The following is a 14,521-nucleotide window of genomic DNA, read 5'->3' as shown; positions in this document are numbered from 1 at the left end:
GAGCCGGCTGCTTCGCAGCCTCGACCCGGCGAGTGCAATGGGAAACGGCTGCATGGCAGCCGTCGCGTCAATTCAGCTTAGCGCAGGATGGTGAACGATGAACCCTGAAATCAGGTCATTTATTCTATATACGAACACACGGTCATATATCGAACAATTAGACACGATAATAGGCGCGTGGCCGAAACCATGTCAAGCGAAGCCGGCCTCGGCTTAGGGAATACCTGCAAGGCGGCAGCCCTGCTGCAATAAGTATGCAAAAGGTCTGAAGATTGGCGCGCTCGTGCCGGCAAAGGCGCCCCCAGATCTGCCAGCACGAGACTCTGGACCATTCCACTGTCCACGATGTCCTTGAAACACCCACCTCGGCACGCGCGCTTTCAGCGGATCTGAATACCCTCGTCGGCGATATAGCTGCGAATCACATCGGCGAAGCTGCGCTCGCCAGTCAACCCGAGCCGTTCGGCACGCGAGGCATCCCACTGCCCCGGCCAGCTGCCAACAATCTTCTCCACCCGCGCATCCGGCGCCCACACGATCCGCCGCGCAGTCGCTTCGCCCGCCACCTCGCACAGCGCCGCCACCATCTCGTCGACGCTCACCGAAATCCCCGGCAGATTCAACACGCGCTGGTTGCCGAGCGCGGCGGAATCAAGTTCGAGTCCGGCGATCAGGCTTTCGATCGCCTTGCGCGGCGAGAGCAGCCACACGCGCGTCGTGTCTGCTACCGGGCACACCGCGGTTTCGCCGTTCAGCGGCTCGCGAATGATGCCGCTCGCGAACGACGAGGCCGCCGCATTCGGCTTGCCCGGCCGCACGCTAATGGTGGGCAGCCGCAACACCCGACCGTCGACGAAACCCCGCCGCGTGTAATCGTTGAGCAACAACTCCGCGATCGCCTTCTGCGCGCCGTACGACGATTGCGGATTCAGCGCGGTGTCGTTCTGCACGACCTCGGGTAGATCGCCGCCATACACGGCCACCGAACTCGTGAATACCACCCGCGGCGTGTGCCCGCGCTGCCGGCAGATTTCCAGCAGCAAGCGCGACGCGTCCAGATTGATGCGCATGCCGAGATCGAAATCCGCCTCGGCCTGTCCACTCACGATCGCCGCAAGATGGAAGATCGCCGCGGTCCTGTCGTCGATCACGCTGTCGAGCATACTGCGCTCCGCGATATCGCCCACTTCCGAGCGCACGCGGCTGTCGCCGAAATCGCTTCCACGCACCACGTCGAGCAGCACCAGTTCGGTGATCGCTTGTGGCTTGCCGTGCTCGTCTTTCACTGCGCCGCGCGCCAATAGTTCGCGCGCGAGACGCTGGCCGAGAAAACCCGCGCCGCCGGTAATCAGTACTTTCATGAGGTCGTTCCACCTTCCTGGCGAGCGTTATGCAGATACGGCTTGAGCCAGCCGAGTCCTGCCGATGTGCCGGCCCGCGGCCGGTATTCGCAACCGACGTAGCCGTCATAGCCCAGCGTATCGATCAGATCGAACAGATACGGATAATTCAGTTCACCGATATTGGGCTCGTGACGTTCCGGCACGCCCGCGACCTGAATATGGCCGATGCCTGCCATATCGCGTTTGAGTTTCACCGCAAGGTCGCCTTCGACAATCTGGCAGTGATAGCAGTCGAACTGCACCTTGAGATTCGGCGCGCCGACTTCCGCGCAAATCGCCTGCGCGTCGTCCTCGCGGTTCAGAAAGAAGCCCGGCATATCGCGCGTATTGATCGGCTCGATCACGACAGTGATGCCCTCCTCTTGCGCGGCCTGCGCGGCATAGGCGAGATTCTTCAGATACATCTCGCGATGCTTCGCGCGCGGCTGATCCGCGCCAATCAGGCCGGCCATGACATGCAGTTTGCGATTGCCGAGCACGCGCGAGTAATCGAGCGCGGTTTCGATGCTACGGCGAAACTCGTCTTCGCGACCGGGTAGCGAAGCAATGCCGCGTTCGCCCCCGGCCCAGTCGCCGGGCGGCGCATTGAAGAGCGCCTGAGTCAGACCCTGCGCTTCGAGCCGCGCCTTGATTTCCCCGGCACGAAAATCGTACGGAAACAGAAACTCCACTGCGTTGAAGCCGTCTTTTGCCGCGGCGGCGAAACGGTCGAGAAACGCGTGCTCGTTGTACATCATGGTCAGGTTGGCGGCGAAGCGAGGCATGGCGGCAACTCCTTGAAAACGGTTTGGTTCAGCGCGGAAGCATCCAATCGATGCAAAGCCACGGTGGATTGATTTCGATCTCGCGATGGGAGGGTGTCGCCTCATTGAGCCACACCGCCATCGCGTCGATCATCAGAATCGGGTCCTGTCTACCAGCGCGCATCGAACGCCCTCCACAATTCGTCGAGCGCCGCGTCGTCGAGTGGTGCGGGCCGCGGGTTCGTCATCAGCCACAGGCGCGCGGTCTCTTCAAGTTCTTCGAGCACATACGAAGCCTGCGCCACCGAGCGCTCCCACACCACCGGGCCGAGACGCTCAAGCAAAACCGCACGGACGGTATCCGCAAGTGCGGCGATCTGCGCGGCCACTTGCGGATCGCCGGGCCGTTGGTAACGAATCAGGGGGACGTGGCCCACTTTCATCACGTAGTACGGGGTGATCGGTGGTAGGACATCGTTGTCGCGCCATACGCCGGCGAGCGTCAATGCGACCAGATGCGTCGAATGCGTATGAACGATGCCGCGCGTTTCGCTGTTGCGTGCATAAATGCCGCGATGCAACGCCAGCGTTTTTGACGGCTTCCCGCCGGACACCGTGTTGCCATCGAGATCGACCTTGGCAATGTCGGCCGGGTCGAGCCGGCCGAGGCAGGCGTCGGTCGGCGTGATCAGCCAGCCGTTGTCGAGGCGCGCGCTGATATTGCCCGCGCTGCCCACTGTATAGCCGCGTTGATAGAGGCTCGCACCGGTCACGCAGATTTCTTCGCGGACTCGTGCTTCATTCGTCGTGTGAAGTGCGGGCGTGCTGGTCATTGCGCGGCTCCATCGAGGTGACGCAGCGCCTTTTCGAAAAAGTCGATCGCGCCGAAGTTGCCGGATTTCAACGCGAGCGCGAGCGGCTCGGCGTCGGTCGTTGCGGTGGCAGGCACGCCCGGATCGATCTGCACGCCGATCCGCAACGTGCGCACGTCGAGCGCCTGCACTACGGCGCCCGATGTTTCGCCGCCCGCCACCACGAACTTGCGTACACCGCGCTCGCGCAAACCGCGTGCGATCGACGCCAGCGTGGATTCGACCAGGTGCCCCGCCTCGTTGACGCCGAGCTCGCGCTGCACCGCTTTGACTTCGTCGGGCGTGGCGGTGGTGTAGATCAGCACGGCTTCGCGCTTATCCAGGTACTGCTGGGCAAAGGCCAGTGCCTGCTCGACCACCGGATCGCCACGCGCCGCCGCTAGCGGATCGATACGGAACGCGGGTCGTGTTTCGCGCCAGGCCGCTACTTGCGCGTGGGTTGCTTTCGACGCGCTGCCGGCCAGCACCGCGGACAATCCTTCGATACGCGGCAATTGCGCGGCGTCGTTGCTTTCCGCGAGCAACCCGGCACGGCGAAAGTTGCCGGGCAGACCTAGCGCAACACCGGAGCCCCCCGTGATCAGCGTGAAGTCGGCACAGGCCTCGCCGAGTACGTACAGATCCGCGTCCGACACCGCATCGGTGATCGCCATTCGCACACCGACGCCGCGTAGTGCATCGAAGGATTCGCGTACGGCCGACACGCCTTTTGCCACGGTGTCGTAACGCACCAGGCCGACTTTCGATCCGGTCTGCCGCTGCAGCACGCGCACGAGGTTCGCATCGCGCATCGGCGTCAGCGGATGGTTTTCCATGCCTGACTCGTTCAGCAACGTATCGGCAACGAACAGATAACCGCGATAGATCGTGCGGCCGTTCTCGGGAAACGCCGGGCAGGCGATCGTGAAGACCCTTGCTCCAGCTACTTCAGAAGACAATGCGTCGAGCAAGGCGTCCGTGACCGGGCCGATATTGCCTGTGTCGGTCGAATCGAACGTCGAACAGTATTTGAAAAAGAACTGACGGCATCCTTGCGCACGCAACCAGTCGAGTGCAGCGAGCGATTGCGCGATTGCATCGGCAGCGGGAATCGTGCGTGATTTCAGCGCGACGACTAACGCATCGGCTTCGACGGCATCGTTCGACGCGGGCACGCCGATGGTCTGCACCGTGCGCATGCCGCCGCGCACCAGCATGTTGGCGAGATCGGTCGCGCCGGTGAAATCGTCGGCGATACAGCCCAGCAGCGCGCGTCCGTGCGACGTAGTCATGTCAGCCTCCGCGCTTACTTCGCCACCGGCAAATCAATGCCGGGGAAAATCTTGATCACCGCGGAATCGTCTTCGCCGGCATATCCCGCGGTCGACGCCATCATGAACATCTGATGCGCCGCCGCCGACAAGGGCAATGGAAACTTCGAGCGCCGCCCGGTATCGAGCACGAGGCCAAGATCCTTCACGAAGATATCGACCGCCGAGAGCGGCGTGTAATCGCCGTTCAGAATATGGGGCACGCGGTTCTCGAACATCCACGAATTACCCGCGCTATGCGTGATGACCTCGTACAGCGCATCGGGATCGACGCCTTCGCGCAAACCGAGCGCCATCGCCTCGGCGGCCGCGGCGATATGCACGCCGGCCAGCAACTGATTGATGATCTTCACTTTCGAACCCGCACCGTGCGCCGGACCCAGCCGATACACCTTGCCCGCCATCGCGGCCAGCACGTCCTCGCACGCGGCGTAGGCGGTGTCCGGGCCGGACGTCATCATCGTCATTTCGCCGGACGCGGCACGCACCGCGCCACCGGACACCGGCGCGTCGAGCATCTGCAAACCGGCCGCTTCGATGCGCTTGCCGAGTTCGGTCGCGAAGTCCGGCGCCACGGTTGCGCTCGCGATCACCACGCTGCCTGGTTTCATCGCGCCGACCGCGCCTTGCGCACCGAATAGCACCGTTTCGGTTTGAGCGGCATTCACGACCAGCGTGACAACCACTTCGCATTGCGCGCCAAGCTCGGCAGGCGACGCACAACCGATGCCGCCCGCCGCGACGAACGCTTGCAGGATTTCGCCGCGCAGATCGCACGCGTGGACCTGAAAGCCCGCGCGCAGGAGCGAGCGCGCGGCGCCCATGCCCATCGCCCCGAGACCGATAACGCCGACATTTCTGGACATGCCTGACCTCTACATTGATTAGCCGCAAGCGCTCCGCCGAACCCCAACCGGTCTCAACGCGAGCCGGTTCGGTTCAGCTAATGCCCGCCTCCGCGAGCCGCCGCGCCGCGTTGTTCATATGGGTGCTCGCCGCGTTACGCGCCGTCATCGGATCTCCCGCCCGGATCGCCGCGACGATGGCCGCGTGCTCTTCGCGCAGCTGCCGTGAGAAGTCGTCGCGCAGCGCTTCGTTGCGTCGGGTGACCAGGGTGCCGGCTTCGAGATACTGGTTCAGGAAGATGAGCGTCTTGAGGAAATACGGATTGCCGGTAGCGGCGGCGATGGCGCGATGGAAGGCGACGTCTTCGGCGACGCCGTTCTCGCCCCCGGCCTCCGCTTCGTCGATCCTGGCGAGGGCGGCGTCGATCGACATCATGTCAGCGGCGCTGCGGCGCATGGCGGCCTCCGCGGCAACTTCCGCCTCGATCGCCCGCCGCAACGCGAGGATTTGCAGCACCGAGCCCGCTTCAACCGCCTCCGCGTAGTCGATGCGCAGCGGCCGGATTGCACCGTGCGCGGCGATGAACACGCCGCTGCCCTGCCGCGGCTCGACCACGCCTTCGTTCTTCAGCCGCGAAATCGCCTCGCGGATCACCGTGCGGCTCACGCCGAACTGCTGCGCCAGCACCGCCTCGGTCGGCAGTTTGCCGACGCGCGCGAAGGTGCCCTTGTCGATCTGCTTGAGCAACTGCTGCGCGACGGTATCGCTCAGCGCGCGGGCCGGAATCTTGTCGAACATGGATTTCCCGATGGATCATGTTGTCGGGTCATCATACAAATTTGAGACTTCAGCAGCATCCATGCAAACCCTGAGTGTTTTTGGCAAAAGCGCTCAAAGTTGGCGAAACAGAAGGCTTAAGCTATCGTCACGCCTTTGCGCAGCGTCGCGCCGGCTGAACCGCGCGAATGCTGTGCGCCCTTCTTCGAACGCATTTTCAAGGCCCATGAGCAAAGCCCTGCCACCGTCTTCTGCCGATTCCGCCAGCGCCGAGCCGGCCTCGGACAAACCGGGCGACTCGTATGTGCAGTCGTTCGCGCGAGGCCTCTCGGTGATCCGCGCGTTCAATGCCGCGCGCCCCGAGCAGACGCTCACCGACGTCGCCACGGCCACCGGCCTGACACGCGCCGGCGCACGCCGGATCCTGCTGACCCTGCAGACGCTCGGCTACGTGGAGGCCGAAGGCCGCCTGTTCCGCCTCACGCCGAAGATTCTCGACCTCGGTTTCGCGTATCTGACCTCGATGCCGTTCTGGAATCTCGCCGAACCGGTCATGGAAAATCTGTCGGCGCAGGTTCACGAGAGTTGCTCGGCGGCCGTGCTCGACCGCACCGAAATCGTCTACGTGCTGCGCGTGCCGACGCATAAGATCATGACCATCAACCTGTCAATCGGCAGCCGCTTGCCGGCGTATTGCACGTCGATGGGCCGTGTACTGCTGTCCGCGCTCGACGACGAAGCGCTCGACGCGACCCTCGGTTCGACGCCGCTCTACGCGCACACGCCGCGCACGGTGACCGACAAGGAAGAGCTGAAAAAGTTGATCGCGCAGGTGCGCCGCCAGGGCTGGGCAATCGTCGACCAGGAGTTGGAAGGCGGTCTGATTTCCTTGTCCGCGCCGATTCGCAACCGCCAGGGGCGCGTGATCGCGGCAATGAATATCAGCGGCAACGCTCAGCGAAATTCGGCCAAGCAGATGGTGAAGGCGTTTCTGGAGCCGTTGCAGCAAGCCGCGCAAACCGTCTCGGAGATGGTGGCGCGACGCGGTTGAGCGGCAGTTGGGGCACACGCTCAGCGTAGCGCCCCACGCTTGCCGTTACCCTCTCATTGCCCCAGATACCGCTCCACCAGACGCGTCCAGAATGCCGCGCCGACCGGCAGATTGCGATCGTTGAAGTCGTAACGGGGGTTGTGCACCATGCAGCCGTCTTCGCCCGCACCGTTACCGATCCGTAGAAACGTGCCGGGCCGTTTCTGCAGCATGAAGGCGAAATCTTCGCTACCCATCAGGATGTCGGTCTGCTCGACCACGTGGTCTTCGCCGACCAGTTCGCGTGCCACCTGCACCGCGAAATCGGTTTCGGCATCCGAATTGATCACCACCGGATAGCCTTCGATGTATTCCACAACCGCCTTGCCGCCATAGCTCGCCGCCTGGCTTTCGGCGAGTTCGGTGATGCGCTTCTTGAGCAGCGCGCGCACTTCGGGGCTGAACGAACGCACGCTCAATTCCAGCCTCGCACTGCTTGAAATCACGTTGTTCGCGGTGCCCGCATGCATGGAGCCGACCGTCACCACCGCCGGCTGCGACGGGTCGACGTTACGCGCCACGATCGTCTGCAACGCCATCACGATGCTCGCCGCCACCACCACCGGATCGACCGTCAGATGCGGACGCGCCGCATGGCCACCCACGCCTTCGATCGTGATGATCGCCTTGTCGCCCGCCGACATGAACGGCCCCCTGCGGAACAGCATCACCCCCGGCTCCTCGCCCGGATGATTGTGCAGACCGAACACGGCGTCGCACGGGAAGCGCTCGAACAGGCCGTCGTTGATCATCTTCATCGCACCGCTGTCGATGCCGCTTTCTTCGGCCGGCTGGAAGTACAGATGCACCGTGCCCGAGAAATTGCGCGTGGCGGCAAGGCGCTGCGCGGCGCCAAGCAGCATGGTTGTGTGGCCGTCGTGGCCACATGCGTGCATCTTGCCGTGGGTGCCGCTCGCATACGGCAGCCCCGTTTGCTCGATGATCGGCAGCGCGTCCATGTCGGCGCGAATGCCGATACTGCGCGTGCCGTTGCCCACCTTTAGCGTGCCCACCACACCGGTTTGACCGACGCCGCGTGTGACCTGCCAGCCCCATTGTTCGAGCTTCTCCGCCACCAAGGCGGCGGTTTGCACTTCCTCGTAGGCCAGTTCCGGGTGGTGATGGATGTGATGGCGGATCTCGCGCAGGCTTTCGGCGGCAGGCACCAGGTCGGACACTTCAGTAAAACGCGCGGCTTCGCTCATCTATCGCTCCATGGGAAATCACGCCGCATCACGCGGCAAATGACGCGCTTTATATCACGCAATATCACGCTTATCGAACGTCGGCTTCCGCCTGCAAAAACGCAATCAACGCGTGCCCCGCCTCTTCCAGCGCCCCGGAGTTATCGATCCTCTTGCACCGAATCCCCTCAGGCAGCGAAAACGGCGCCCGTCGTGCGAGCCTGGCTGCAACCTGTTCCGCCGACTCTCGCGCCCGCGCGCCGAGCCGTGCTTCGAGAATATGGGGCGCTGCGTCCACATGCACGACTTCCGTGTGCGGATAACGCGCCAACGTATGCTGCAAATGCTGACGCGACCCGTTGATAACGACCGTGCAACCGCGTGAAAGCCATGCATCGAGCTCGATACCGATGCCATATCGCAGTGAATGGCTCGACCATTCGAGTGCAAACAGGCCGAGCACCGAACGCGCCGCGAATTCTTCGACACTCAACGCGACATGCGCTTCACCGTTGCCGCTCGGCCGCGTGATGTAGCGATGCGCAAACAGAATCGGCGCGCCCATCAGGCGGCTGCGCGCAAATCCCAGCAATGAGTCCTTGCCCGCGCCGGACGGCCCCATGACATAGATTAATCGACCTGCCATTGTTAGTTCACCTCGTGATTCTGAAACGGCACACGTTGCCACAGGACGAACGGCTCGCCGGGCGCAGGTTCGACAAAGAGCGCCGCGTGATCGAGAGCCAGGGCCCCAAGCGCAGGCGTTTGCGCCTGCCACCATGCAACCAGCGTCGCGCGCTCATCGGCATCGGCGAGCGAACTGGATAGCGTCATGTGAAAGCGGAATTCATCGAAGACGTACGGATAACCCCATTCGACCAGCAATGCGCGTTGCCGTTCGCTCAACGGCGCGGCAAGACGCCGTGCGAGGTCGGCGGCAGACGGCCGGGCGCGCAATGCATCGAGTGTTTGCAGCGCACTGGACGCAACGTGGCGAATGTTCTCTTCGCCCTGTGAATCCGCAGGACGCAGTGCCACAAAATCGCCGAGCGGCGCGACTTCGACAGGTAGTGAAAATGAGCGTTGCGTGCCGCCCCATTCGCGCGTCGCTGCAAGAAGATCGTGCTGGGTCACGCCTTCAGCGAGACGAAACGGCGCGACCAGCGTGCCGTGCCAACCATAGCGACGCGGCGCTTCGGTCAGTTCGGTCAGCGGACGCGCCAGATCTTCCGGTTGCGGCGGCACGCATTGCTCGCCGTTTTCCGCATCGCGCCCTAGCCACGCCGAACCCGCCCGCCACCATGCCGATTCGCGCGACGGCGCGTAATACACCGCGAAACGTGCCCCGGCGCTCCAAGCCGCGCCGCTCATACGTCCTGCTCCACCAGCAACTGCACACGGTCCGCCGCAAAATGCGTGAACCCGTATTTAACCGGCGTGCCTTCCAGATCGACGTCGACGTTTTCGACCCACAGCACCGGCTGCTGCCGGTTGATATTCAAACGCCGCGCCACTTCCGGCTCAGGCAAGACGCTGCCGATACGGCTCCATTTGCGCAGATAGTCGGTCACGCCATACTCGGCCATCGATTTGGTGATGCTACCGGTGCGCCCCAGCACCTCCGGCAAGTCCGCAAAACGCGCGGCCGGATACCAGTTGCGCGCGAACGTGAGCGGCACACCGTCCGATTCATGCAGCGTCTCGATCCGGTAGACCTGCGCGCCCGCCCGCAGGCCGAGCACCTTCGCGACGTTCGGCTCGGCCTTCACGCGCGAGGCCGACAACATCGTGCCCGCCGCAGCGTGATTCTGTTGCCGCAAGTTTTCTGTAAACCGCGTGCGCCGGCCAATCGTATAGTCGATCGCACCGGGCTGCACGAACGTGCCGCGCCCCTGCTCGACGCTGACGAGGCCCAATGCGGCCAGACCGAGCATGGCACGGCGCACGGTATGCCGGTTCACGTCGAAACGTTTGGCCAGTTCGCCCTCGCTCGGCAAACGGCCTTCTTCGCCGAAGCCGCTTGCTGCGATCTCCGCCGCCAGAATCTGCTCGATCTGCCGCCAGACGGCAACGCCCGCGCCGCGTTCGAGCAGCGTGCCCGACGTCGCGTTGTCGTTCGATGTCATGGTGCTGTCATTCCCTTGGGTTCAAATATTTGCTATGCCATGCATTGTAGTGTGCAAGCCGTGATGGAAATGTGAAATGACGGCCATGTGTGACAACACGCGACAAGCATACCCATAAACGTCTAGACGTTTAGACGAATAGATGGTCAAATGTCTACTCGCTGGATCAACAGGAATAACGATGAGTGCCACTTCCACCTCGCCTTCCTCCGCCATGCGGCGCGCATGGACGGCCGTGCTGGCCCGCACGTCGCGCGCCGATCTCGAAGCCGCGCTGGATTGCGCGCTGCAAGGCGTCCCGCCTCCCGCTTACGACTGGCTGCGGCCACCCGAAATTGGCCTCGCAATGGTGCGCGGCCGCGTGGGCGGCAGCGGCGACCCGTTCAATCTCGGCGAAGCCACCGTCACGCGCGCCACGTTGCGTTTGCGCACCACGGGCGACACACCGGCAGCCATTGGCGTTGCGTGCCATCTGGGCCGCGACCGCCGCCGCGCCGAACTGGCGGCACTGGCCGATGCACTGCTGCAAATGCCCGCGCATCACGCTGCCTTGCACCAGCAATTGATCGAGCCGTTTGCCGCACGGCAGGCCGCTGAACGTGCGGAACGCCGGCAGGACGTTGCGGCGACGCGCGTCGAATTCTTCACCATGGTCAGAGGCGACTGATGGAAAACTCCCCGATTGCATCGTCAACTTCGTTGGCTACCTCATTGGCCAACTCATTGGCCAAATTAACGCCCGGTTTCGCAGACCCGGTCCACGACACCCAGGCGGTATTCCGTACGTTGCTCGACACGCTGTCGCGTCCCGGCACGGTAGGTGTCGTCGAAAACGGTTTGCCGGAAGTGCGGAAGACCCCCGCAGCGCTCGCCGCATTTGCCGCCCTGCTGACACTGTGCGACTACGCCACGCCCGTCTGGCTCGCACAGCCCGATACGGCGCTGGCGTCGGCACTGCGTTTTCATACCGGCGCGCCGCTCGTCGACGAACCGGGACTTGCCGCCTTCGCCTATATCCACGATGCAGGCGCGATGCCTTCGCTAGATAGCTTTGGACTCGGCACGGCGGAGTCGCCCGATCAATCGGTGACGTTGCTGATCCGCGTCGAAGCGCTCACGGGCGGCACGCCGGTCGTACTGAGCGGCCCGGGCATTCAGCACACCGAGACAATTGCGCCGGTCGGTCTGCCCGAACACTTCTGGCGCGAACGCGCCGCCCTCGCGCCGCTCTTCCCGTGCGGCATCGATTGTTATCTCGTCTGCGGCAGCACGTTGATCGGCTTGCCGCGCACAACTCAAGCGAAGGTGAACTGATGTACGTTGCCGTCAAGGGTGGAGAACGTGCGATCGAAGCGTCGTGGCGTCTGCTCGACAAGGCGCGCCGCGGCGATACGCGGCTGGCCGAACTCAGCGTCGCGCAGATTCGCGAGCAATTGCGCCTTGCCGTGGCGCGCGTGATGACCGAAGGCTCGGTCTACGACGAAGAACTCGCCGCGCTCGCGATCAAACAGGCCGCGGGCGATCTGGTCGAAGCGATCTTTCTGTTGCGCGCGTATCGCACCACGCTGCCGCGTTTCGGTTATACGCAGGCGATCGACACGGAAGCCATGCAGGTCGAGCGCCGCATTTCGGCGACGTTCAAGGACGTGCCCGGCGGTCAGGTGCTCGGCGCGACTTACGATTACACGCAGCGTCTGCTGGATTTCGCCTTGCTCGCCGAAGGCCATACCTCAACCGATGCGCTCGCCCCTCCTTCTTCCAGTCAAGCCGCTCAGTTCGCAGCAGAGGCCATGCCACGTGTGGTCACGCTGCTCGACAAGGAAGGTCTGATCGAACAGGAACATCCCACGCCCGAAGCACCGGAACCCGGCGACCTCTCGCGCGAACCTCTCGCCTTTCCCGCGAGCCGCGCCACGCGTTTGCAAAATCTGGCGCGCGGCGACGAAGGCTTCCTGCTCGCCATGGGCTACGCGACCCAACGCGGCTACGCGCATTCGCATCCGTTTGCCGGCGAAATCCGCTTCGGCACGGTCGCTGTTGAAATGGAACTCGGCGAGTTGGGTGAGACAGTCGAAATCGGCGATATCGATATCACCGAATGCCAGATGATCAACCAGTTCGCCGGCAGCGGTAACGTGCCGCCTACCTTCACGCAAGGCTATGGCCTCGCGTTCGGACACTCGGAACGTAAAGCGATGGCCATGGCCCTGGTGGATCGCGCGCTGCGCGCCGAGGAACTCGGTGAAACGCTCGCCTCGCCGACTCAGGATATCGAGTTCATGCTCTCGCATAGCGATAACGTCGAAGCGTCCGGATTCGTTCAGCATCTGAAATTGCCTCACTACGTCGACTTCCAGTCCGAACTCGAACTCGTCAGACGCCTGCGGGCGCAACACGGCGCAGAGGATAACGATCAACGCAACGAGCCGGGCAACGATCAAGGCAAGGATCAGGATCAGCAGGAGCAAGCCGCATGAACGCGCCAGACACCTCCCTCACCACCGCTTCGTACGATAGCGCGGCGGACGGCTACAACTTCGCCTACCTCGACGAACAGACCAAGCGCATGCTGCGCCGCGCGTTGCTCAAGGCGGTTGCCGTGCCGGGCTATCAGGTGCCGTTCGGCTCGCGGGAAATGCCCTTGCCGTACGGTTGGGGCACCGGCGGCATTCAGGTCACCTCGGCGATCATCGGCAAGAACGATACGTTGAAGGTCATCGATCAGGGCTCCGACGAAACCACCAACGCGGTCAACATCCGCCGCTTCTTCGCGCGCACCACGGGCGTGGCGACCACGCGCCGCACGACTGAGGCGACGATCGTCCAGACACGTCACCGGATTCCCGAAGCGCCGCTCACCGACAAGCAGATTCTGGTCTATCAGGTGCCGATGCCCGAACCGCTCTACAAGCTGGAACCGCGCGCCACCGAATGCAAGAAGCTGCATGCCCTGGCCGACTACGGGTTGATCAGCGTGAAGCTGTACGAGGACATCGTCCATCACGGCAGCATCGCCACCACGTACGACTACCCGGTGATGGTCAATCACCGCTATCTGAGCTCGCCGTCGCCGATTCCGAAGTTCGACAACCCGAAAATGCATATGAACCCGGCGCTGCAATTGTTCGGCGCCGGCCGCGAGCGGCGCATTTACGCCATCCCGCCGTACACCGCCGTGCGTAGTCTCGACTTCGACGATCACCCGTTCGAAGTGCAGAAGTGGCAGCACGCGTGCGCACTGTGCGGATCGACGGAAAGCTTCCTCGACGAAATGATCGTCGACGACGCCGGCAAGCGCATGTTCGTGTGCTCGGATAGCGACTACTGCCATGAACGTCGCGGCGATCAGGACCTCGAACTGCCTTCATACGAAGCGCGCAAAGGAGAAACCGCATGACGCCGCTGTTGAGCGCCCGTTCGCTAACCAAACAATTTGGCGGCCGCAACGGCTGCAGGAACGTCAGCTTCGATCTGTATGCGGGCGAGGTGCTGTGCATCGTCGGCGAATCCGGCTCGGGCAAGACCACGCTGCTCAACGCTCTCGCCCTGAAAACCGAAGCCGATAGCGGCTCGCTCCACTACACGGCCACGCATGGCGAACAGCTCGATCTGCGCGCTTTGTCCGAACCGCGCCGGCGTCTGTTGATGCGCACCGAGTGGGGCTTCGTGCAGCAGAATCCGCGCGACGGATTGCGCAGCGGCGTCTCCGCCGGTGCGAATATCGGCGAGCCGTTGATGGCCGTCGGCGCGCGCCACTACGGCGATATCCGTCACACGGCAACCAGGTGGATGGAGCGCGTGGAACTCGACGCCACACGCATCGACGAATTTCCGGCGGCGTTTTCCGGCGGCATGCAGCAGCGTTTGCAGATCGCGCGCAATCTCGTCACCGGTCCGCGCCTCGTCTTCATGGACGAACCGACCGCCGGCCTCGACGTCTCGGTGCAGGCGCGCCTGCTCGATTTGCTGCGCACGCTGACGTCCACGCTGCATCTGTCGGTGCTGATCGTCACGCACGATATCGGCGTGGCGCGCCTGCTCGCACATCGCCTGATGGTCATGCAAGGCGGCGAAGTGGTCGAGTCCGGTCTGACGGACCAGGTGCTCGACGATCCGCAGCACCCGTACACGCAAACGCTGGTTTCCTCGGTTCTGCCGGTTTGAGGCTCA

17 protein-coding genes are annotated in these 14,521 nt (G+C 63.4%); 6 read left to right on the top strand and 11 right to left on the bottom strand.

Annotation, left to right across the window (positions count from 1 at the left end; all coding sequences use genetic code 11):
* Positions 1–380: 380 nt before the first annotated feature.
* The 7 genes from denD to B0G76_RS21985 all read right to left on the bottom strand — a co-directional run bounded on the left by denD (position 381) and on the right by B0G76_RS21985 (position 5,972).
* The gene (denD, locus tag B0G76_RS22010; RefSeq protein WP_120294423.1) at positions 381–1,361 is read right to left on the bottom strand and encodes a D-erythronate dehydrogenase; all 981 of its coding nucleotides are present in this window, start codon (positions 1,359–1,361) and stop codon (positions 381–383) included.
* Positions 1,358–2,167, bottom strand: a complete 810-nt coding sequence (gene otnI, locus B0G76_RS22005) for a 2-oxo-tetronate isomerase (protein WP_120294422.1) — start codon at positions 2,165–2,167, stop codon at positions 1,358–1,360. Before otnI ends, denD begins: the two co-directional genes overlap by 4 nt.
* 28 nt (positions 2,168–2,195) lie before the next feature.
* Complete coding sequence (locus B0G76_RS43935) at positions 2,196–2,330, bottom strand: hypothetical protein (protein WP_259460669.1); 135 nt, start codon at positions 2,328–2,330, stop codon at positions 2,196–2,198.
* Complete coding sequence (locus tag B0G76_RS22000) at positions 2,317–2,979, bottom strand: aldolase (RefSeq protein ID WP_120294421.1); 663 nt, start codon at positions 2,977–2,979, stop codon at positions 2,317–2,319. Before B0G76_RS22000 ends, B0G76_RS43935 begins: the two co-directional genes overlap by 14 nt.
* Positions 2,976–4,289: a 3-oxo-tetronate kinase gene (gene otnK, locus B0G76_RS21995; protein ID WP_120294420.1), complete on the bottom strand. Its 1,314-nt coding sequence runs from the start codon at positions 4,287–4,289 to the stop codon at positions 2,976–2,978. The genes B0G76_RS22000 and otnK overlap by 4 nt, the downstream gene beginning before the upstream one ends.
* Before the next feature lie 14 nt (positions 4,290–4,303).
* Complete coding sequence (gene ltnD / locus B0G76_RS21990; protein ID WP_120294419.1) at positions 4,304–5,194, bottom strand: L-threonate dehydrogenase; 891 nt, start codon at positions 5,192–5,194, stop codon at positions 4,304–4,306.
* A gap of 73 nt (positions 5,195–5,267) precedes the next feature.
* Positions 5,268–5,972 (bottom strand): FadR/GntR family transcriptional regulator, encoded by a 705-nt coding sequence (locus B0G76_RS21985; RefSeq protein ID WP_120294418.1) that lies wholly within the window; start codon positions 5,970–5,972, stop codon positions 5,268–5,270.
* A 205-nt stretch (positions 5,973–6,177) separates the two neighbouring features.
* Here B0G76_RS21985 and B0G76_RS21980 point away from each other — a divergent pair, with 205 nt between their 5' ends.
* A complete protein-coding gene (locus B0G76_RS21980; protein ID WP_120294417.1) occupies positions 6,178–7,002 on the top strand; it encodes an IclR family transcriptional regulator in 825 nt (274 codons plus the stop codon).
* 53 nt (positions 7,003–7,055) lie between these two features.
* Here B0G76_RS21980 and B0G76_RS21975 read toward each other — a convergent pair whose 3' ends face one another.
* From B0G76_RS21975 to phnF, 4 genes are all read right to left on the bottom strand, one after another.
* Complete coding sequence (locus B0G76_RS21975) at positions 7,056–8,246, bottom strand: M20 aminoacylase family protein (protein ID WP_120294416.1); 1,191 nt, start codon at positions 8,244–8,246, stop codon at positions 7,056–7,058.
* A 70-nt stretch (positions 8,247–8,316) separates the two neighbouring features.
* A complete protein-coding gene (gene phnN / locus B0G76_RS21970; RefSeq protein WP_120294415.1) occupies positions 8,317–8,871 on the bottom strand; it encodes a phosphonate metabolism protein/1,5-bisphosphokinase (PRPP-forming) PhnN in 555 nt (184 codons plus the stop codon).
* A 2-nt stretch (positions 8,872–8,873) separates the two neighbouring features.
* The gene (locus B0G76_RS21965) at positions 8,874–9,596 is read right to left on the bottom strand and encodes a DUF1045 domain-containing protein (RefSeq protein WP_120294414.1); all 723 of its coding nucleotides are present in this window, start codon (positions 9,594–9,596) and stop codon (positions 8,874–8,876) included.
* Positions 9,593–10,351: a phosphonate metabolism transcriptional regulator PhnF gene (phnF, locus tag B0G76_RS21960; RefSeq protein WP_120294413.1), complete on the bottom strand. Its 759-nt coding sequence runs from the start codon at positions 10,349–10,351 to the stop codon at positions 9,593–9,595. Before phnF ends, B0G76_RS21965 begins: the two co-directional genes overlap by 4 nt.
* 181 nt (positions 10,352–10,532) lie before the next feature.
* Between phnF and phnG the strand changes: the two genes are divergently transcribed.
* The 5 genes from phnG to phnK are packed head-to-tail and all read left to right on the top strand — an operon-like array spanning position 10,533 to position 14,515.
* Positions 10,533–11,018, top strand: coding sequence for a phosphonate C-P lyase system protein PhnG (gene phnG / locus B0G76_RS21955; RefSeq protein WP_120294412.1), 486 nt, complete (start codon positions 10,533–10,535; stop codon positions 11,016–11,018).
* A complete protein-coding gene (gene phnH, locus B0G76_RS21950; RefSeq protein WP_120294411.1) occupies positions 11,018–11,665 on the top strand; it encodes a phosphonate C-P lyase system protein PhnH in 648 nt (215 codons plus the stop codon). The genes phnG and phnH overlap by 1 nt, the downstream gene beginning before the upstream one ends.
* Positions 11,665–12,828: a carbon-phosphorus lyase complex subunit PhnI gene (locus B0G76_RS21945; protein ID WP_120294410.1), complete on the top strand. Its 1,164-nt coding sequence runs from the start codon at positions 11,665–11,667 to the stop codon at positions 12,826–12,828. The genes phnH and B0G76_RS21945 overlap by 1 nt, the downstream gene beginning before the upstream one ends.
* Positions 12,825–13,748 carry an alpha-D-ribose 1-methylphosphonate 5-phosphate C-P-lyase PhnJ gene (locus tag B0G76_RS21940; protein WP_120294409.1) on the top strand — a complete coding sequence of 308 codons (924 nt, stop codon included), beginning with the start codon at positions 12,825–12,827 and terminating at the stop codon, positions 13,746–13,748. The genes B0G76_RS21945 and B0G76_RS21940 overlap by 4 nt, the downstream gene beginning before the upstream one ends.
* Positions 13,745–14,515, top strand: a complete 771-nt coding sequence (gene phnK / locus B0G76_RS21935) for a phosphonate C-P lyase system protein PhnK (RefSeq protein WP_120294408.1) — start codon at positions 13,745–13,747, stop codon at positions 14,513–14,515. The genes B0G76_RS21940 and phnK overlap by 4 nt, the downstream gene beginning before the upstream one ends.
* Positions 14,516–14,521 lie beyond the last annotated feature (6 nt).

Source organism: Paraburkholderia sp. BL23I1N1 (genome assembly GCF_003610295.1).
Lineage (GTDB): Bacteria > Pseudomonadota > Gammaproteobacteria > Burkholderiales > Burkholderiaceae > Paraburkholderia.
This window is presented reverse-complemented; position numbering and strand designations above follow the sequence as displayed.